Origin of the sequence: Silanimonas sp. (assembly GCF_027531545.1) — a bacterium.
In the GTDB taxonomy this organism is placed as follows: domain Bacteria; phylum Pseudomonadota; class Gammaproteobacteria; order Xanthomonadales; family Xanthomonadaceae; genus Silanimonas.
The window spans coordinates 68,563-89,433 of the sequence record NZ_JAPZSC010000020.1 but is presented as its reverse complement, the minus strand read 5'-3'; the positions used below and the strand labels follow the sequence as shown (position 1 = coordinate 89,433).

Annotated in this window: 12 protein-coding genes; 8 read left to right on the top strand and 4 right to left on the bottom strand. The window is 63.5% G+C overall.

Going from position 1 to position 20,871, the window contains the following annotated elements; translation table 11 throughout:
- Nucleotides 1-60: 60 nt before the first annotated feature.
- The 3 genes from iadA to O9280_RS13150 form a co-directional block, all read right to left on the bottom strand.
- The gene (gene iadA, locus O9280_RS13160; protein ID WP_298343569.1) at nt 61-1,197 is read right to left on the bottom strand and encodes a beta-aspartyl-peptidase; all 1,137 of its coding nucleotides are present in this window, start codon (nt 1,195-1,197) and stop codon (nt 61-63) included.
- Nucleotides 1,190-2,617, bottom strand: a complete 1,428-nt coding sequence (gene yfcC, locus O9280_RS13155) for a putative basic amino acid antiporter YfcC (RefSeq protein WP_298343566.1) — start codon at nt 2,615-2,617, stop codon at nt 1,190-1,192. Before yfcC ends, iadA begins: the two co-directional genes overlap by 8 nt.
- A gap of 130 nt (nt 2,618-2,747) precedes the next feature.
- On the bottom strand, nt 2,748-5,558 hold the full coding sequence (locus O9280_RS13150) for a TonB-dependent receptor (RefSeq protein WP_298343563.1): 2,811 nt from the start codon (nt 5,556-5,558) through the stop codon (nt 2,748-2,750).
- Nucleotides 5,559-5,916: 358 nt separating this feature from the next.
- Between O9280_RS13150 and O9280_RS13145 the strand changes: the two genes are divergently transcribed.
- The 8 genes from O9280_RS13145 to O9280_RS13110 all read left to right on the top strand — a co-directional run bounded on the left by O9280_RS13145 (nt 5,917) and on the right by O9280_RS13110 (nt 15,124).
- On the top strand, nt 5,917-7,662 hold the full coding sequence (locus O9280_RS13145) for a hypothetical protein (RefSeq protein ID WP_298343560.1): 1,746 nt from the start codon (nt 5,917-5,919) through the stop codon (nt 7,660-7,662).
- 73 nt (nt 7,663-7,735) lie between these two features.
- Nucleotides 7,736-8,266 (top strand): cytochrome b, encoded by a 531-nt coding sequence (locus O9280_RS13140; protein WP_298343557.1) that lies wholly within the window; start codon nt 7,736-7,738, stop codon nt 8,264-8,266.
- 19 nt (nt 8,267-8,285) lie between these two features.
- Entirely contained in the window at nt 8,286-8,405 is a 120-nt protein-coding gene (locus tag O9280_RS13135) for a beta-eliminating lyase-related protein (protein ID WP_298343551.1), read from the top strand.
- Between the two features lie 791 nt (nt 8,406-9,196).
- Nucleotides 9,197-9,604, top strand: a complete 408-nt coding sequence (locus tag O9280_RS13130) for a hypothetical protein (RefSeq protein WP_298343549.1) — start codon at nt 9,197-9,199, stop codon at nt 9,602-9,604.
- Complete coding sequence (locus tag O9280_RS13125) at nt 9,604-10,974, top strand: site-specific integrase (protein ID WP_298343546.1); 1,371 nt, start codon at nt 9,604-9,606, stop codon at nt 10,972-10,974. Before O9280_RS13130 ends, O9280_RS13125 begins: the two co-directional genes overlap by 1 nt.
- Nucleotides 10,967-12,676, top strand: coding sequence for a hypothetical protein (locus O9280_RS13120; protein ID WP_298343543.1), 1,710 nt, complete (start codon nt 10,967-10,969; stop codon nt 12,674-12,676). The genes O9280_RS13125 and O9280_RS13120 overlap by 8 nt, the downstream gene beginning before the upstream one ends.
- Entirely contained in the window at nt 12,673-14,685 is a 2,013-nt protein-coding gene (locus O9280_RS13115; RefSeq protein WP_298343540.1) for a hypothetical protein, read from the top strand. The genes O9280_RS13120 and O9280_RS13115 overlap by 4 nt, the downstream gene beginning before the upstream one ends.
- Nucleotides 14,669-15,124 carry a hypothetical protein gene (locus O9280_RS13110; RefSeq protein ID WP_298343538.1) on the top strand — a complete coding sequence of 152 codons (456 nt, stop codon included), beginning with the start codon at nt 14,669-14,671 and terminating at the stop codon, nt 15,122-15,124. The genes O9280_RS13115 and O9280_RS13110 overlap by 17 nt, the downstream gene beginning before the upstream one ends.
- Nucleotides 15,125-15,247: 123 nt before the next feature.
- On the opposite strand, the gene O9280_RS13105 is transcribed toward O9280_RS13110, so the two are convergent.
- Nucleotides 15,248-20,155: a type ISP restriction/modification enzyme gene (locus O9280_RS13105; RefSeq protein WP_298343536.1), complete on the bottom strand. Its 4,908-nt coding sequence runs from the start codon at nt 20,153-20,155 to the stop codon at nt 15,248-15,250.
- Nucleotides 20,156-20,871: the final 716 nt, after the last annotated feature.

The window sequence follows — 20,871 nt, the reverse complement described above, 5'->3', positions numbered from 1 at the left end:
GCGTACTTAAGGTTCCCCGTTGCGACGCCGTCGTTCAGCGGCCGTCGCACGAGGCGGCAATCAGAGCCTGCCGCCGGCCATCGTCCAACGCAGCCCCAAGGTGTCGCGGTCGAGCAGGACGAGGTCGGCATCCATGCCCGGGGCGATGCGGCCCTTCGTCGCCAGTCCCCAAACCGCCGCGGGCGAGGACGTGGCCGCGGCGAGCGCGGTGGCGAGCGGCAGCCGGTGCAGCTCCACGGCCTCGCGGACGCTGGACAGCAGGCTGCCGATCGGCGCGACCTCAAGCGAGACCAGCCGTCCCTGCGCATCGAAGTGCGGCAGGCTGGCCTGGCCGTCGGAGCTCATCGTCAATCGTTCGATCGGCAAGCCGGCGGCGAGGGCGTCGGCCAAGGCGAGCGCGGCGGGAACTTCGCCCGCGGCGACGAAATCCGGCGTGCTGCTGGTGGTGAAGTCGATGCTGCCGCCTTCGCGCACGAACTCGAAGCCGTCGGCGAGCAGCGCGGCATGGCGGTTCACATGGGTGGGATGCCACTGCTTGATCGGCACCGGCCAGCGCGAGCTCGCCTCGCGCAGCAACGCGAGCCCTTCGGGCGCTTCGCCGCAGTGCACGAGCACCGTGCCCGACTTGCCGGCGAGCATGCCGCCCACGCGCGCGTCCGACGCGAGGCGCGCCAGTTCCGCGGCGCTGGGCTGCGAGCCGCGGTGGTCGGCGATGGCGATCTCGCCGAGGCCGATCATTTCCGGGATGAAGGCGACGTCGCCGCGGACGCTGCCGGTGAGCGTGACCGGCGGTACCTGATAGGACCCAGTGAGCGTGTATGCCGAGAGCCCGCTGGCGGCCAGCGCCCGCGCGCAGGCCAACAGGTCGGCGTGGCTGCGGGTGACGTCGTCGGTGCCGAGTGCGCCGATCATCGTGGTGACGCCCGCGGCGAGCGCGGTCGCCGCGGCGAGCGGCGGCATGCGCGTGGCGAAGCCCCCTTCGCCGCCGCCGCCGCCGAAGTGCACGAGGCCATCGACGAGGCCGGGGCAGAGCCAGTGCCCGCCGGCATCGATGGTCCGCACCGGCACGCCGCAACCGCGCGGGTCGAGCCCCGTGCCCATCGCCAGCACGCGGCCGTTCGCGACCAGCACATCGCCACGTCCGGCGGGTGCCGGCGTCATCAACTCCGCGTCGCGGATCCACAGCAATTCAGACATAACCGATCCCGACGGCAAGGGCCACGGTGAGGGCGGAGAGCGCCATCAGCAGCAGCATGAAGCGGAAGATGATGCGCACCCACTGGAGCCAGCCGAGGCCGGCCACGCCGATGGCACCCATCATGGCGGCGGAGGTGGGGATCACCAGGTTGGTGAACCCGTCGCCGAGTTGGAAGCACAGCACGCTGACCTGCTTGCTGACGCCGACGAGTTCGCCGAGGCCCGCCATCAGCGGCATGGTGATCGTGGCTTGCGCGCTGCCGGAGCTGACGAAGAAGTTGAACACCGACTGCGCCGCCAGCATGCCCCACGCGGCGACCAGTTCGGGCATGCCGGCGATGGCGCTGCCCATGGTGTAGAGCGCGGTGTTGAGCACGGACGGCGCGTGCGGGTCGCTGCCGCCGAGGATGCCGAGCATGCCCTTGGCCACGGCGATCACCAGCACGACCGGCACGAGCGCGCGCACGCCATCGGTGAAAGCCTGCACTGCCGCGTTGGCGCTGATGCGGCCGCCAATCACCGCGGCGACACCGGCGAACAGGCCGAGCGCGAAGAATTGCGTGGCGATCTCGGCGATGTAGTAGCCGGCGACGGTGACGCCCCAGACGATCCACGTGACCGTGGCCAGCGTCGCCCACAGCACGGCGTGGTCGACCCAGCCGAGGGGCGCGCTCGCGGGGCCGGCGGTGGCCGTCCCGTCGTCCGTATCCGTCGCCTCCGGTGCGCGGCGATGTGCCGTCGCGTAGCGAAGGACGAAGGCCAGCCCCACCGCGGTGAAGGCCGCCCACATCGCCATCCGGAACGGCGCGCCCGACAGCAGCGGCAATCCGGCGATACCCTGCGCCACGGCGACGCTGAAGGGGTTCATCCACGAGGTGCCGAAGCCGATCTGGCTGGCCATGTAGGTGACCATCACGCCGACTTCCGGCGGATAGCCCAGACGCCGGATCAGCGGCAGCAGCAGGGCGAGGAAGGCGATGGTCTCCTCGCCCATGCCGAACACCGCGCCGCCGGTGGAGAAAGCGACGAACAGCACGGCGAGCAGCAGTCGCGGATGGTGGCCGAAGCGCGCGACGAGGCGCTTCAAGCCGTTGTCGACGGCGCCGCTGGCCTGCACGAGGCCGAAGGCGCCGCCGACGGTGAGCACGAAGGCGATCACGCCGATCGCAGCGCCGTTGCGGCTGCCGGAGGTGAAGCCGTCGAAGAACAGGTTGAGCAGGCCGCGCGTGTCGGCCTCGCTCGAGAACAGGGTGAGGCCGAGGGCGGACTCGCCGGGCTGGAAGCTCGCCAGCGACATCGGCTGCCCGGGCGCGAAGAAGCCGGCAGGCACGAAGGGCACGATCGCCGCCAGCACGAGGGCGACGGCGAGAAGCACCAGCAGCGTGTCGGGCGCGCGCGACGGCGCGGCGGTGGAAGTCATTCGCAAGTCCGGGACGAAGGGGCGAAGCGCGACGCGCCGTGGCCGCGTTGGGCGGCCACGGTAGCGCAGGAGAGGTGGGGCGTCCTTGCCCCGGAACCCACCGGCAAGCCGGTGGGTTCCGGTCATAGGATCAGAAGCGGCCGATCCAGTTCAGCGTGACGAAGCGGCCCATCGCGTCGTGGTTGAACGTGTCGACCCACGCGCTGGCGCCGAGGGCACGCGGCGGATCGCGGTCGGTGAGGTTCTTCACCTGCAGCGAGACGCGGTGCGTTTCGTTGATGTTCCAGCCCCACGAGGCGTTGAAGGTCGTCCACGAAGCCACGCGCGCGGTGGTCGAGATCGCCGCCGGGTCGAAGCGGAAATCGTCGTAGTACGAGCCGGTGTAGCTGGCCCACACGGCGGCGTCGAAGTCCTCGCTGGTCCAGTCCAGCGCCACGGTGCCGCGCCACTTCGGATAGCGGTACTCGCCATTCAGCTCGACGAGGCGCTGGCCGCCGACGCAAGCACCGTCGCCGCGCAGCGGCGCGACCTGCGGCGAGCACGATTCCGAGCGCTCGAACGAGAGCACGCGGGTGGCGTCGATCGACAGGTCGAGCCGGCCGCCGAGGAAGTCCTCGGCCAGGCCGTGGTCGATGGCGAGGTCCCAGCCGTTGGTGCGCTGCACGCCGATGTTCTGCAGCGTGACGAACACTTCGCCCGTCGAGAGGCCCGAAGCAGTGCCGGTGCGGGTCTCAATGCCGATGGCGTCGACCGGGCGCGGTCGCGTGCCGTCGGAGTAAGTGTAGATCAGCGACGGCGTGGTGAGAGACTGGCGAAGCAGGCGCAGGTAATCGACGTCGACCGTGTTCTTCTGGTCGAAGTTCCAGTAGTCGACGCTGAACGAGGTGCGCTCGGCCGGAGACCACACTGCACCGGCGTTCCAGGCTTCCGAGCTCTCCGGCTGCAGGTCCTCGTTGGCGAAGATCTGACTGAGGATGTTCTGTGGACGCGTGCCCTGCGAGCAGAAGTTGTTGAAGAACTCGCTGCCGGTACCGCAGGGCAGGGTGAACGAGGCCGCGGTGGTGCCGCTGCCGGCCTGCGCAAGCGAAGGCGCGCGGAAGCCGGTGTTCCAGCCAGCGCGGAAGACCAGCGTATCGCTCGGACGGAAGCGCAGCCCAACCGACGGATTGAAGTCGCCGCCGAAGTCGGAGTAGTGGTCGTAGCGACCGGCGAGGCGAAGGTCGAACGTCTCCGTGAACGGGAGCAGCGATTCGACGAACACGGCCGACGCATCGCGCTCGGCCTCGGCCGACTTCGAGCCGAAGCCGATCACGCCTGGACGGCCGGTGAGGCGATTCACCGCGGCAAGCGGCGAGGGGCGGTCCGCGATCTTTTCGCGACGGCCTTCCACACCCAGGGCCCAAGCGATGTCGCGGCCGCCGATGGCGCCAGCCGTGCCGTTGATCTTGAAGTCGGCGCTGGTCGTGGTGGATTCACCGTTGCGCGGCACCGTCTCGCGCACCAGTGCGAGGACGCGCGGATCTTGCGAGCCCTGCCCGCCGAACGGGTTGTACCAGAGGCCACCCGAGGTCGGTGAGCACGTGGTGGTTCCGTCGGCGCAAAGGAAGCCACGTAGGCCGGCGAGGAAGCGCGCCTCGTTGTAGATGCCGCCGCTGGCGACCTGTTCGGACTCGCTGCGACCGAAGCCGGCCGCGGCTTCCCAGCTCCAGTCGTCGTTGAGATCGCCGCGCAGGCCGGCGAGTGCGCGCCAGTTCTTCGTCTCGACTTCAATCTGGCGCGTATCCGGAAAGCGGCCGAAGCCGAGCAGATCGGTCGTGGCGCCGAGGCCGCCGGCGAGCAGGCGGGCGCGTAGCTCGGCCGGCGTATTCGGATGGTTGAAAGCGATGCGCGCACCGGCCGATCCGCCCCAGGCGGCCGGCGAGCCAGTCGCGAAGCTCTTGTTGCGCTGTGCCTGCAGTTCACCGAAGGCCTCGAGGCTTTCGCCGAGGCGAGCAGTAATCGTGCCGTAGGCGCCGAGCTGCTCGAGCTCGGGGTCGAACGCGGTGTAATCGGCGCGGTCCACCGAGCAGTACTGGTAAGCGGACGCCGCCGGGAACCCCGGGCGGCCGTCGAAACGTTGAGAGTCTGGACAGGCGGCTTCGACGAGGTCCCGGATCAGCGGGAATCCGCGGCCGTTGAAGCTCGGGAAGATGCCCTGCTGCGAGGGCACGCGCTCGTTCTCGGTGATCGCGCGGTCGCGGTTGTAGAAGCCGTTGCGCTTGAAGGCGTCGATGACTAGCAGTCCGTCGACGGTGTCGTTGCCGAAACCGAACAGGAAGTTCGCGTTGAGCTTGGCCTCATCGCTGTCGGCGCTGGAATCGCCCACACTCACCGCCGCGCGGATGCCGTCGAAACTGCGGCGCAGCACCACGTTGATCACGCCAGCAACGGCGTCGGCGCCGTAGATGGCCGAGGCGCCCGCGGACAGCACCTCGATGCGCTCGATGGCGGCCATCGGGATGGCGTTGATGTCGACGAAGTTCTCGGATCGCACGCCGTTCGAGAACGAGCTGGCGGCGACGCGACGGCCGTTGACCAGCGTCAGCGTGGAGCCGGCGCCGAGGCCGCGTAGCGAGGCGCCGGCCATGCCGGCCGGCGACTCGGCCTGCAGCACTCCGGAGGTGGCGGTGCTGAAGTTGCCGGTGCCGCCGCCGGTCTCCGAGATCAGCTTCAGGACATCACCCATCGAGGCGAGGCCGAGGCGTTCGATCTTGGCGGCGTCGATGACCTGCACCGGCTGCGCTTCGGCGAGATCGACGCCGCGCAGGTTGGTACCGGTGACGGTGACGGCGTCGAGGGTCTTGGCGTCGTCGGTTTCGGCCGCCGGCGCTGGGGCCTGGGCGGCGACGGACGTGGCGAGGAGCAGCGCGATCATCGCGCTGAGGGGCTTCTTGGACAGCATGGCGGTTTCCTCAGGGTCGACAGGCGGCCACGCCGGAGGCGCAGTCGTCAGGGTCTGGTCGTGGGGCGCGGATGGCCCCGATGCACGGCGCCGCCATCGAGCGACGGCAACGCGAACGCAACCTCGCTTCGCGCCATTGCGGCACGAAGGGGCTCAGCCGATGGGATCTACTCGTCCCACCACTCGCTGAGATAGAAAGTCCGGGCGATGTGCCGGATGTGGTTGCGTGGCTTGGGCATTTCGGTGGACCGGAAACGTGCCACTTTCATACTTTGTTCATTTCCACGCCGTCAAGTGCCGACGGATGAAACCTGCTAAACATCGGCGCCTTCCGTCGTTGATCGGGGTCGTTTCGGACATGGATTCACTGTTTTTGCGCGCGGCATTGATGGCCTTCACGGGGATCGGCAGCGTCGCCTGGGCGTCCGCCCCGGCCGACGGGCCGACGCGCAGCCTGATGCTGGCGGGCGGTGCGCTGGCGATCTGTTCCGACCTCTCGCCACGGTCGTGCGCGACGGCGCCGACCGACGCGACACGCGGCCCGGCGAGGTTCCGCATCGACGACGCGGGCATCGCCCGCGCGCTCGATCCGGCCCTGTGGTCCTTGCCCGGCGCGCCTTCGCGCGATGACGTAGCGGCGATGCTCGCGCAGGCGCAGCGCGCTTTGGCCGCGACGGGTCGGGATGAGGGCGGCGCGTTCGATGCATCGCGTCTGGAATCGGCATTCGCCCGGGCCTGCCTCGGTGATGGTTGCGCTGAAACGGACCGCCGCCGGCCGTGGTCGGTGCTGCTGGATGTCGAACGCGCGGCGGTTCTGGCCGCCATGGAAGTGCCCCAGCGCACGGACGGTGGCGCGCGCCCGCTCGAACGCGCACTGCCATCGCGCAGCCGCGTTCGCGGCGGTGTCGAGGTGCTGCGTGCGTTCGTCGCGGAAGCGCAGGCGCGAACCACGGGACGGCCGAAGATCGCCGTGGTCACGGCCTCCGGCTTCGACCCGATGGATGCGGTGGATTTCTACGTCGATGTGTTCCGCGAACTCGGCGCCGACGCGGTGTGGTGGCCGGTGGATGCGGCCGCGGCCGCGGCGCGCTTCGAGTCGGGGGATTGCGCGGCGCTGCCGCGACTTCGCGTCGAGCGCCTCCGTCTCCCCAACCGCGAGGCCGTGTACCCCGACCTCGCCGATTACCAGCGCGCGCACTGCGCGTCGCAGCCGGCGCTGATGCTGCAGGTGCAGGGCGTGTTCTTCGCCGGTGGCGACCAGTGGCGGCATCGGCAGTCCTTCGTGCGGGCCGACGATTCGCCGAATGACTGGCTGCTGGAACTGCGGCAGGCGCATGCGGAAGGCCGCGTGGTCGTCGGCGGCACCAGCGCGGGCGCGGCGGTGCAGAGCGGGTCGTGGATGCTGGGCAATGGCGATGTCGAAGCCGCCGTGTCGCGTGCCGCGCGCGTGGCGCCGCCGCCCGAGCCGGGCTGCGCGCGTGGCGGGCGCTGCGGCGGCCTACCCGAGGACACGCTGACGCTGTGGCCGGCCGGAGGGCTGCGGCTGGCGGAAGGCGCGATCGTCGACACGCACTTCTCGGAGCGCGCGCGCGAGTTGCGCCTGATGATGGCGATGCAGGCGGCCGATGCGCGCTGGGGCTATGGCGCGGACGAGACGTCGGCGCTGCTGGTCCGCGAGCAGGACGGTCGTCGCGAGATCCGCGCGGTCGGTGAATCGGGCGGATGGGTGATGCGCCGCGATGCGGCGATGCGCGACGAGGTCGAGGCCTGGTACCTCGTGCCGGGCGCCGCGCTGGTGGTCGAGCCCGAGGCGTCGGCCGAGGGCGGTGAACGCGTCAGCCTCGTCCTCGACGCCGAGGCCTCGCGCGCCACTCGCCAGCGCGCACCGCTGCCCGAGAGCGCCTTCGACGCCGGGGCCTTGCGCACGGTCGCGCAGCGCCTGGCCTGGCGTTGCGGAGCCAGCGTGCAGTTGCCCGCGGCGCCGGGTGTAGCCGAACTGCGCTGCGCGGATTCCGCGCGGGGCTGGAAGGGAGCGGGCGGCGTGCAAGGCGTCGGTCCCTTGCGTCTGCGTTTCGTTCGCGAAGGCATTGCGGTTCCGCGTTGATCCAGCGCAAGCCGGTCGTGTTCCAAGGCCCCATCCTTCGTTCCACCCCGGTTCCCGTCGATGGACGCCTGACATGAGCACGATCCGCTATGCCGCTTCGCAACGCTGGATCCACTGGGCCGTCGCGGGCCTCGTCGCCGCGGCCTACGCGCTGGCGGAGTTCCGCGGCTGGTTCCCGCGCGGCACGCCGATCCGCAGCGCGATGATGCCCCTGCATTTCTGGGCCGGCATCATCGTCATGCTCCTGTTGCTGCCGCGCTTCGCGCTGCGCGCCCGCCACGGCGTGCCGCCGGTCACGCCGCCGCTGCCGCGCTGGGAAACGATGCTGGGCAGCCTCACCCACGTCGCGCTCTACGCCTTCCTGCTGGCGCAGCCGATGCTCGGCGTGCTGATCCTGTGGAGCGAAGGTCGCGGCATCCCGGTGCCATTCACGAGCCTCGCCATCCCGCCGCTGTTCGCGCCAGGCGCGGCCATCGAGGACGTCGCGGAGGACGCGCACGAGTTGCTGGCGAGCGTGTTCTACGGCGTCATCGGCCTGCACATGCTCGCTGCCGTCTATCATCGCTGGCTCCGCCGCGACGACGTCATGCAGCGGATGCTCTGACGCCGACCCTCCGCCGACCATGACCCTGCCGACCGCCGATTTCCGCAGCGACACTGTTACCCGCCCCACCGCTGCCATGCGCGAAGCGATGGCCCGCGCCGAGGTCGGCGACGACGTGTACGGGGACACCGGTAGGTAGGGGGGCATTGACGCACACCTCGTGACATCCCCCGCTATGGACACGGCTCAAGAGATCGCCTGAGTCGCATGCTGACCTCCGATGAGTCAATGGCTTTCTGCCCTAAATGAAGTTGGTTCAAGCGAAGCTGCCTGCTTCTTCGCATCGTCGGGGAGTCTTCGCGTCTAACGGCTGCACCCGTTTTGCCCCTAGCATCAAGCTTCGGGGCGGCATCGATAGATGCGCGAAAGGGGGCAGAGTTGGCGTTTTCGCCCCAATGCTCGCAGTTCAACGACCGCCAGGTTTCGCGTGGAAAGACTTTCGCCTTGGCACTCGAAACTTTGGCACTCGGAACGATTGGCACACCCCGAGCGTACGCTCCCTATCCGAAGTCTCGAGCGCTTTCACCTGTTTTGGCTACGTTTCATCTCGATCACATTGATCGTTTAGGGCTCCGCCGCGATAAGAGCCTGGGGTTTACGCATCCTGACTCCTCGTGGGTCCATGCACCCGTATCGCTGTTGTCGCCGAACATCAGGTCCTCGTCCAAGCCTAAGAATCAACTTCAGTGGTCATTCAATCCGAAGAGGATTAACGAGTGACGCTTACGAGACCTTAGGCCCTTCCTGTGATTGCTCAAGGCCGTTGGTGCGGGCTGGTCGAGCGGGCGCAGGCGGGAGGCGGGTGCATGCTGATGACAAAGTATTTCCGATGCGCGGAGGCGTGTGATAGCGTTAGTTTGCCGGCAGACCTCGGTTCCTGTTCCCACCCCAAATGCATTGGAGGTGGTGTGTTGTTACTAGGAGCCCGAGATGTTTGTGATCTACGCCAACCAAATCTGCAAATTCGGCATCAACGTTTTCGTTCGATGCAGCAACGGGATTAACACTTTTTTTGCACAGGGCGCGTTCTTTCTCTCACGCCTAAACGCGGGGTTAACGTCGAACTTTAGCGATGGCGTATACGTCGCCGCGCATCTTCGCAACGCATTCGCCGTCGAGATTTCTTTACTCGTTGCAGAGATGGTGTCGGGTAGTGAAAGTCAGTTGGAGATGACGCTTGGCGGCCTGCTGAAGCCGTCGATGCGAATTGTGGTGGAGGCTCCGACCCGCGGTTGGCCGCCGAAACGACTGCCTGCCGAAGTCGAAGTGCCCCAGCGTTGTGAGCCTTCTCCTGTTGTCCGCGTGGCGGCGACCATAGCTAGCAAGGTTGGTCTTTAATGGCGCGCCTTGAGTACATCCGGCTGCCGTTGGAGCGGGCCGTCGTTGAGAACGGCGCTGTGCGCTTTGAGCGGCAGGAGGTGGTGGACCCGCGAACGCGCCTGCGGATGCCTGTAACGGCGGAGCGTGTGCCGCAGATCGTTTGGGAGAGTGGCGAGTTCTGGGGCGAGGCCAATCTGTGGCTGTTGAGTCGCGCCAGGCTCCTTCTAAGCGGGCAACTCAAAGAAGAAACGATTGGCGCGAACGGCAAGGACCTCTTGGCGTATGCGCAGTGGCTTGAGGATGCGGGCAAAGAGTGGTGGCAATGCCCGATCAGGGACGACGAAAGGCCCTTGAACCTGTATCGGGGCTTCTTGGTAGCCAGTGCGGGTTCCGAGACCCCGGAAAGCAGCGCACAGACAGGCAAAGGGCCTCGCCCCAGCGTGCTATCGCCGTTGCTGGCATCCCGGCGCATGTCCACCGTAAAAGCGCTCTACAAGTGGCTGCTCAAGGAGGAGATTCTGAGTCCCGGGTTCCAGCTGTGGACCGAGAAGAAGATCCGCATTCCCTACGAGGACGCCTTTGGCTTTCGCAGGCACATCGAGGCAGTTCAGACCTCGCTAGACATCAAGGTGTCGAGGCGTCAGAACGAGGATGGGCTTGAGGAAGGTTTGCAGCCCGTTTCGTTGGATGTCCGTAATGCGATTCTGGAGCTGGCGAATCGGCGAGCCAGCCGCGAACTCTTTTTCATGCTGTCGCTCGGCTTCTGGAGCGGGCTGCGTCTGGGTACCGTCTGCGATTTGAAGATTCAAACGCTGGAGAACGCGTTGCCGATCCACAACAACCCTGCGCTGAGGTTCCTGAGCATCGGCCCGCAGGCCAATCCGCCTGTGCAGATGAAGCTCAATCAGAACAGCTCAGGGATTGTGATCCCGACCCAGCTTCTCGAAGAGTTGCTGGACTATGCGGTGGGGTTGGATCGGGGCAAGCGGGTCAAGCTGGCCAAGCCCCAGCACAAGCACTTGCTCATCCTTACCAAGCACGGAAATCCCTACGGGCGCTCTGGCTCTGACCGCAGCGCAACCGTGAACGCGGAAATGTCGCGACTCAAGCGGGCGGCTCGCGAGGAGGGCTTGAAGATCGATGACTTCACCTTCCACTGGTCACGAGCCACGTTCGCGACCATGTGGGCCGAGGTGGCGCGTGACGCGGGCCGCCTCCACGAATTCTTCCCAACTTTGAAGCGGATGCTGGCCCACAAGCATGACCGCACCACCTGGCGCTATATCCGCTGGGTGGAAAAGGCGGGAGTTCGCTCCGCCGTGATGGATGAGTTCACGAGGGTGATGTTCGGGCCGTTCTACGACGCCATGGGAGCAAAGGATGCTTGATGCGGTGATTCCGAACCTGAAGGTCGAGGGGCTGGCGGTCGGGCCGCTGGGCTGCGCTATTGATATGGGGATTCTCCTGTACAAAGGTGCTGCGCTACGTCGTCGTAGCATCGCCCTGTCGATGATTGAGGGCGGCAAGTTAGGACGCCCTCTGTTGGAACGACTGCCTCTTCTGAAAGCCATCCACGAGCCATTGCAGACGGCAGTCAAAAGCAAGAGCTTGTCAGGCGATAGCGTTAAGACTCTGTGGTCGTCTCTAAAGCGCCTTGTGGCCTTCTCCGAAGAAGCGAAGGTGCCCTTTATTCAGAGTAACGTTCTGAATCTTTACCTTGCGTGGGCGGCTCGCATGGCCGCTGATGGCAACTTGACGCAGGACACAAAGCACCAATATTCGTTCTCGGCAGCTCGCTTGCTCGCCCCAGTGCTGCACATGGACGCCAAGGTGCTCCAGTGGAGAACGAGGATTGTTCAGCCGAAGACCCTTGGCACCGCATCTGCCAAGGAAAACTTGGATGAGACGGCATCCTTTATTCAGCTGATGATGGGAACTATTCGGCAGCTGCCAGTTCCCGTGATTCGCGGTCCGCTGCCGGTCATGCTGCGGTACAGCTGTGAAGACGGTCGGCTCTTTGAGTATCAGATAAGTTGCGGATCTAGGGATTGGAAGCCGATTGACAGCCTCAGCTCCCTTCAACGCTCTAGGAGAGAAGCGAGCCGCGCTCGCGCCACACAGGACGTCTCCAACACCAAGCGCGCCATGCTGATCAACCTCCGCCTCGAAGCGGAAATGCTTGTCTTTATCAATCAGACCAGTGCAAATCTGACGCAGGTTTTGCAGCTCACGGGCAACTTCCGCTACCAGTCCAAAGGGGACTACGTCTATGTGCGTCCTTGGAAGGATCGCGCCAAACATAACGTCGAGTTCCGCATCGAGAAGGGCTATCGCCCGCACTTTGAGGCCTTCCTCAAGTGGCGTGAGGCAATCTTCCCTGGCGACCCCGACGGTCTGACCTTCCCATTTGTTGCCTGCGATGGCGACAAGGCCATGCAGCGCACTGATTGGCCGTTCAAGCAGGTTCGGAGGCTGTGCAAGGCACTTGGCAAGCGATTCGTGCCTGCGAGCCAGCATCGGGATACCCCCGGCAACTTCGTCAATCGCAACGCAGATCTACAGACAGCGGCGGAACTGCTGAGCCATGACGGCAAGACCTTCCAGCAGCACTACGAGGAGCCAAATCACCAGAAGGCCGCCGCGGAGCTGGTGAACTTCTGGGACCTTATGGAAGCCATGGTGCGCGATGCGGTCGGTCCAGGCGGATGCCAAAGGACCGAGCATGAGCCGCTGCCAGAGCAAGTGCTGAATGCCCCGAGGGGTGCGCCCAAGCCTGACTGCGAGGGCGCTGCGGGCTGCCTGTTCTGCCCCAAGAACCGAGATCTGCGCAGCTTCGACCATGCCTGGAACTTGGCCTCGCTTCAGCACCTCACACTGCTCCAGTTCAACGCTGATCACACGGACCTTAGCCTCAAGGCGGATCACCCCAGCTTGGTCACTGCCGAGCGCGCAGCGGCAAAGCTGGACGCCATGGAGCGCGAGGATGACGAGTGCGCTGCATGGGTCGCGGAGGCACGCCTAAGGGTGCAAGAGGCTCGCTATCACCCACACTACACCCACAAGTTTGAGTCTCTGGAGCGGGGCGCATGAGCACGCGGATGACCTGGGTGGTCAAGGGCAAGGACATGCAGCACATCACTGCAGCTAGCCCCTGCTATGAGCTTCCCTGCCTGCCGCCACCCGATGACTTCATTGTCCATGTGGACGAGCAAGGCCAGACCTACCGGTGGCGGGATGCGCGATGGGTCATTGGAGATATGTCCTTCAATTTCGGTTATGAGCCGACTCCAGGGCAGACTTTGGAGCTGACTGCAATCAATGGCGAGCTACTGAAGCGATGCCTCGCTTGGTTCGTTTGGGGGGCGCGACGCCCCATTACAGTTAGTACGATTCACTGCTATCACGCCCTTCTGAAGCGCCTGTTCGCGACATGCAGCGCATTGACAGTGCCTGTCCGCGCTTCGGAAATTGGGCGGTTCTTTGACACCATCGAGCTAGATTTGGCGGAGGGGACTCTCCCAAGCAATAGGGATGTTTTGGTTGGCTTGCTGCATGAGCTTTGGCAGGCCCGCGATTGGCTGGGGTTTGAGGTGCTAGCGCCCGCGCAGATTGCGCGCCTGCGCGAGCTAGTCGTCGATCATGGCGCGCAACAGAAGCTCTTCATTCCGCCTCGCATTTGGGCCTATCAGGCACATCGAATGCAAACCTTCCTCCAGGACTTCATTGCGAAAAAGGCGCAGTTTGAAGCGCTGTTTCTGGAAATCGCGGATGCGTACCGGTTCAATTACGGCTCACTCTCAGCGGCCTCCCGCGTAGCCAGCCCCGCTCGAACTCCCTGCCACCAGGGCAAGAGGGTTGCTGGGTGCATCTATCTCGGCCCATTCGCTGACCTAGCGCACCGCCACGGCGTGGCGGAGGTCATTGGGCGCTGGATGCTTGACCACAATCAGTCCATGGATAGCCTGCGCGCATCCAATGCGTCGCCTCTGCTTCTCGGGAAGTACTTTTCTGCGGTAGCGCGGGTCGGCATTGCCTACCTCCAATGTCTAAGCGGCATGCGGATCAAAGAGGCATTATCCCTGCGCAGCACCTGTCTCAGTGTTGAGCATGATTCCGTGCTGGGTGACATCTGCATCCTGAGCGGCGAGACCACCAAGACCGCCCAGGACCCCGATGCGCGCTGGATGGCGGCGCCCACTGCCTCCTTGGCTGTGGAGGCGATGAGTGCGGTCGCTAAATGGCGGATGTCCATCGCAGTCGAGGTGGGCGCGGCCCTGCTGAAAGAAGAGGATCGCGTGAACCCACGCCTCGTGCAGCGAGCCTACGAGCCATGGATGCCTAGTGCGCACAAGGAACGGGGTATATCAAAGGTCCGGCCGCCAAGAACCGCGGAATTGATGGATGCGGCTCCCGGCCTCTTCGAGAAAGAGGCACTCCGGATTACGGCCGAAGACGAACTATATCTCCGCCGCTTCAGCCATGAAGCCGATCTGAAGAAGTACGGAGAGGGCTGTATCTGGCACTTTCAGTCACATCAGTACCGCCGAAGCATTCAGGTTTACATGGCTGCATCAGGCGTGAGCCTTCCGTCCCGCCAGCAGCAACTAAAGCACCTTACGAGCAGCCAGAGCGCGTACTACGCCCATGGCCACGAGAACCTGCGCCTCAATCGCAGGTTTTCACATGAGCTTGTCTCGGTGCGCTACGAGCTGGTTGCTGTGGATGCGGGCCTGCTCAACGGGCCGGAGTATGTATCGCCGCACGGCCAAGCCCGCAAGGATGCGCTGCTGCGCTTCTTTAAGGTATCAAGCCGCGATGAGATCGAGAAGGCACAGAAGCAGGGGCAGCTCACGGTCAGGCAGACGGTGGTCGGCATCTGCACGGCGCGCCGGTGTGAGTACGGCGGATTCGACAACTATGCCCACTGCACGCACTGCGTGGATGGATTGATGGACAAACGCAAGCGTCCGGTCATGGGGAAGGAAGGGCGCACGATTGCTGCCCGCCTGGTCGATGTCCCGGCAGGCACGCCGCTACGCGCCGCGCTCGAGCGCAGACTCGAGGCAGTTGAGGAGTTCATGCATGTCACAGCAGCCTGATTACGTCGGCGATGCGGAGATGGCTTTCCGCGACGCCTTTGAGAGGCTCAAGAGGAGCAAGCCAACCCGCCTTCCGCCCGGTACGCCGGTCACCCAGAACAACGTCGCCAAAGAGGCGGGGCGAGATCCCAGCGCCCTTCGCAAGAGCCGCTATCCCCGCCTGATCCGTGAAATTCAGAAGTGGATCGAGGACAACGGGAGCTCCCCACGCAAGCGCCATTCCTCGGCCTCATTGATCAAGGGGGCGCGAGAGGCCAATCGCGACTTGAAAGCTCGCATCAATGAGCTGACGCAGCAGCGCGATCGCGCAATGGCGCGACTGGTCATCGCCGAGGAGTCGATTCTGGATCTGCACCGGCAACTGCAAGACCTAAAAACACGGTTAGGCATTTCTGACAACGTGTTGCCATTCAAAGCTACAGAGAAGGCGGCCAAGTAGCTAGCAACACGCTTTAGCAAGGCCCTTGAACGACTCCTCCTCTCTCTGGGTCCTTCGCCCGGGTGGGGATTGGTGTCGTTGGGATGCAAAGTGGTTTGTAGGGACGGCGAACGTTGTTGGCGTTCAACCGTCCTCCCGAATGTCCAAGGCCGGCAGTGCACGAACAATCTTCATCGTCTCAAGGCTTACGGTGACGACACGCAGCAGCAGCTCGAGCGGGTAGCGCGGATTGCCCATCGTCTCGATGGCCCAATCGTTGGCGTCGTTGACGATGCCGCTGTCCTTGTCGGTCTTAACGCACTGACGCTCCATCACCCACTCGATGGCCGGCTTACCGTTGACGACGTAGTCGTAGGCCTCAAGGGGGATGCCCGTGACGGTGATCCTGTTGTTGTACTGGATCGCCGTCCGGTCCTTGTCCTTCCCGGACTTCCCGAAGCGCATCTTCTCGACACGGTAATCGGCGTCCGCTAGGGGCTTGCCGCCGCTATCGATCTTCGCGCCAGCGAACATCGATACGGATTCGTAATTCAGATGCAACGCTGCCAAATCACGGCCAGCGCGACTGAACAGCCAGAAGTCTGCAGCAGACTTTACCCGCGGAATGCGAGGTAGCTCCTTGGCCAGATTGTCCGAGTAACGCTCAAGATAATCTGGAGAATTCAAGATGCCGTAAACGTAGTAAAAGAGGTCTTCCTTGGAAATGGGTTCGTCAGGAAAAGCCGCTTTGAAGTGAGCTAGCCCTGCATCAGTGATTGCATCGCGCCGGCCACGTTCTGCCGCGGCGGGCGCCGAGAAAAAGTCAGCAGAATTTCGCTGCTGCGGGCCTGCGTCGTAGAGAAATAGCGGGAAGCATTGCCCGTTAAACTGAACCTGAACATCGGGGATAACACTCGAAATCATTGCGCTTGGAACCTCTGAACCAGCCCCGCTGATCTGAATCACAAGGTTTTCCGAATCCGCGCGAGGAAAGATTCGCGGCATTTGATAGACGCAGTTATTGAAGTGCTTGTCGAAATACATCCAGGTTCGATAAAAGGGCCGATAAAGAGCCCTAACAAGACCTTCCTCACGAAACTCTCGTCGATTTTGGCGAGACAAATCCTGCTTGACCTCTCGAGTCCAACTCATCTTGCTCGAATCGAAATCGATAAATGCGTCCGGGTCAGGCCATGCTCCTTTACCCAGTCCTGCGCACGCCTGGGCATAGCGATCCACTTCGCTATTGTAGAAGGCGATCATTTCACCCATCGTCTTTGCGAGCTTCTTCCTAGATGGGTTGTAGGCCCAAGCATCTCGATTTGTCTTGACGCCGTTGGAGAAGTTTTCGAACAACGTCAACTCCGCCTCATCGCCCTTTCTACCTATGGCTATGAAGCGCCCAAACCCATCATCTCGCTGCTTGAGCCAATCACCGTGCGCGTCAGGCTCAATCGCTCGCCATCCATCGATTCCAGCAACACTCTTGAACTCGGCGATCCGTTCCAGCTTCTGCTCTCGAGTCAGATAATCGCCGATGTCGTGGAAGTAGACTCGACCTCGCTCCGACGACTTTGGGTTCTTGACCAGAAGTGAGATGGCAATCGGCGCACGACTCCCGCTGCCGAAGATCTTTCCACCCTCCTTCCTTGACGTCTCACCACTCGTCCGCTGATTACCACGCAGATGGAAGATGTACAGACTCGCAAACTCATCAGCCAAGCACTTACGAAGACCGTCCGCGGTGTTGGCGTCCACGAATCCGGCATTCGTTACGAAGCCGATGATCCCCGCGTCGCCAATGCGGTCACTCGCCCAGCGAATGGCTCGGACATAGCTGTCGTACAAAGCGTTCTTAAGTGTCGCCGCTGATCGTGCCGCATAGGTGTCGCGAATGCGCCCATCTAGCGACGGATAGGACACGTTTGCATTGTTATCGTTTGCACTTGTTTGACCCGCGGAATACGGCGGGTTGCCTACGATCACCCGGATATCCAGCTTCTTCTGCCGCTTCCGCCGTTTGCTGTTGTCGACCAGCAGGGCATCGATCAAGTCTTCCTTCTCGTACATCTGAAAGGTGTCGGTCAGGCAGATGCCCTCAAAAGGCTGGTACGCCCCGCCCACCAAGCTGTGGTAGACCGCCTCGATGTTGATGGCGGCGATGTAGTAAGCCAAGAGCACAATCTCGTTGGCGTGGATCTCATGCTGGTACTTGTGCGGCAGCTCCTCCGGTTTGATCAGGCCACTCTGCAGAAGGCGTGTGACGAAGGTTCCCGTTCCCGTAAAGGGATCGATGATGTGCACCCCCTTGCTTCCCAGCGTCTGGCCGAACTCCGCCTGGAGTAGGTGAGCGACGCTGTGGATGATGAAATCCACGACCTCGACGGGCGTGTAGACGATGCCGAGGCGCTCCGTCATCTTCGGGAAGGCATTGCGGAAGAACTTGTCGTACAGCTCGACCACGATCTTCTGCTTTCCAGCCGCGCTATCGATGCCTTCGGCGCGCAATTTCACACTGGCATAGAAGGCCTGCAGCGTGTCCGCCTCTTTCTCCAGCCGGTGTTCCTGAAGCACATCGAGCACCCCCTGCATGGCTTGGCTCATGGGGTTGTGCTTGGCGAAGCTGTAATCCTCGAACAGCGCGTCGAAGACCGGCTTGGTGATCAGGTGCTGCGCCAACATCTCGACGATCTCGCCGTCTGAGATGCTGTCGTTGAGATCGTCTCGAAGCTCGGCAGCGAAGCTAGCGAACGCCTCCTGCTCCCGCGAGTTGGCCGGATCTTCCAAGATCGCGGTGATTCGGTCGATGTGCGTGCGTGCGATACGCGCAATGTCGTTCGCCCAGTCTTCCCAGTGGTGGCGATTGCCGCACTTCTCGACAACCTTGGCGTACAGGGCGCGCTCGATCTCACCGACTTCAAACTCGATCTGGACCTGCTCGGGCTTCTTCCCGTAGTCGCCCGGGTCCTCGCCAATGCCGAACTTACCCTTGGCCTTGGCGGCCTTCTTGGCATTGCCATCTTTGGGGGTTGATGGCTTCCGCTGTACGGAATCCGTAATCGCAATGACTTCCATTTTGCTGCGATCAGGGCCGACCAGGTCGAGCTTGTTCACCATCGCGTCAAACCGGTCGTCGTGAGACCGGAGCGCCTGCAGCACCTGCCAAACCACCTTATACGTCTGGTTGTCGTTGAGGGCCTCGTGGGGCTCAACCCCTGCGGGGATGACCACCGGCAGTACTACGTAGCCACGTTTCTTGCCCGGCGCGTTGCGCATGACCCGCCCAACGGACTGCACAACATCCACTTGGGAGTTCCGAGGCGTGAGGAAAAGCACCGCATCCAAGGCAGGCACATCCACGCCCTCGGAAAGGCATCGGACGTTACTCAGAACTCGGCAAGTATCGGGAGGCGTCGGCGCCTTGAGCCAATCGAGCTTTGCCTCCTTCTCGCTGGCGTTCATGCCCCCGTCGACGTGCTGGGCTTCGCAGGTCAGGCGAGCAGCGTCTTCGATATCCTCGGCATCCTGATAGGCCTCAACCACGGCCTGGAACATTCCCGCGATCTCTTTCGAACTGACCTTGTGGGTCTTGCCACCCTTCCCGGGCTCGATAACTTGGCAGAACGCGACTGCCCGGCGCATGGGCTCGGGGGTCTCGGACCCATCCTCGTGAATCCCCAGCTTCGCCAGAGCCTTCCAGCAACCCACGATCTTCGCAGCGTCATCCACCCGCAGCGTGTTGTTCTCGTCCTTCAGCAGCGTCTGAAGGCGACGATTAATGTGGCTCTCCTCAACAGCAAGGACGATCACCTTGTAATCGACCAGTAGGCCGCGCTTCACGGCCTCGGAGAACGTGATGACGAACAGCTGCTTGCCGTACCAATCCTCGTTGTCCATCGAGTAGAGGGAGACGCTGTCGCGTTCGGCCATCGCCTTGGCGCTGTCACCGTAGATGCGAGGCGTCGCCGTCATGTACAGGCGCTTCGCCGCCCGGATGTAGGCTGAGTCGTGGACGCGGACGAAGGCGCTCTCGTCCTCACCGTCGAAAACTGCACCCGTGGTTCGATGCGCCTCATCGCAGACGATCAGGTCGAAATCATCGAGCCCATGGTTTGCCTGGGCGTCGTGAATCACCTCAATGGAGTGGTATGTGCTGAACACCACAGTCATGTGATCCGCATCGCTTCGCACCGCCACACCCTGAGCGAGGCGCTTCGCGTCTGTGGTGGCGGGGTACCGCAGCTCATGAGCGAAGGTCTGGACGGCGTCGTCTTCCTTGCGGCCTTTCTTCTTGCCCACGTCGCTGTCAGAGCACACGGCAAAGCTGTGAAGCGGGACGGCGCTTTCCTGCGTCCATTCCGTGAGCGTTTGCGAGAGCAGTGAAAGGCTGGGAACGAGGAAGAGAACGCGCTTTCCTCGTCCTGCAACGGCCTCTGCGATCTTGAGGCTCGTGAACGTCTTGCCTGTTCCGCAGGCCATTATCAGCTTGCCGCGCTCTGCCTGACTCAGGCCAGCCATTACCGCCTTGAGTGCGCTCTCCTGATGCGGCCGGAGTTTCTTCTTCGGCCTCAGAACGACGGAAGACTTCGGTTGGTACTTCGACCAATCGACCTGGCTTTCTTCGAGATCGCGGAGCGTGATCTTGCTGACCGGTGGCTGCTGGTCAACAAGGGCGTTCTCGGCATGCTCGGACCAATGGTCCGTCGTGCTGACGATGATGCGATGGGCGAACGGCTTCCGCCCCGAGGCGGTGAAGAAGCTATCAATGTCCTTCTTCTGGAGCTTGTAGTCCGCCGCGTAGAACTTGCACTGGATGGCATGGATCTCGCCGGTTCTAGCGACCTCAGCAACGAGATCGATGCCGTCGTCCTTCGCCGAGAACCCATGCTTCGGAGCCCAGTCCGCCCAAGTCTCGACCGTGGAGTAGAGATCCCGATACGTGGCTTCGTTTTTGAGGTAACAGAGGATCAGCTCCTCGAAGTAGGTCCCCTTCTCGCGCTCGCTGGCAGCGGCACTGCGGTATGCGTCAAGAAGATTCTGAAATCCGGTCACGACAATTCCCTTTCATACCATGAGGCTCGTCAGCCTCGTTCCGGCAGACAGCCGACACCTAGCTAGGATCAGGCATCGGTTTTTCCGGCGCAATTGGCGTGGTGCGCCGCACGCCATCGCAAGAGGCGTCGTGCATGGTCACGACTCAGGCGCCTCAGCGGCCTCGGCGATCTTGGAATCGAGATTGACACTCCCCTCCTCCGCTGATGCCCTTCGGGGGGCCAACCGTACATCACTCTTAAATCGTGCCTCCGCATAAGCGGCGGCGGTTTAGCGTCGTATTTGCGGACAGGGTTGTTCAACAGAATCGGCCGACGTGGGCCGATCGATCGCCGCTTAGTGGAAAAATCGGTCAACCAGTTGGTGAAGCTGGCTGTCGAGCAAGGGCGGATCGCGCGCGTTTATGGCAGCCTTTCGAAAGAGTGCCGCAAAGTTCTCGGGCAGGTGCCACAAATCGCTCAAGAGCTCTTGGCCCCTCTTTGGTGTGAAGGATCGCTCCTCGGAGGGGGATAGATGGCGGAAAAGACCCCTGAAACCGCCCCTCAGCGCCAAATCGGGGCGCTGAGGCGCCCCTCGGGAGCCGCTGAGGGTGCCGTAAACTTCTCGGGCGGTGCCGCAACCCTCTCAGGCGCTTCTGGCCCCTGTTTGGGGCGAGCAATCGCCCCTTGGAGGGGTCTGGGGGACGAAAAAGACCCCTGAAACCGCCTCTCAGGGCC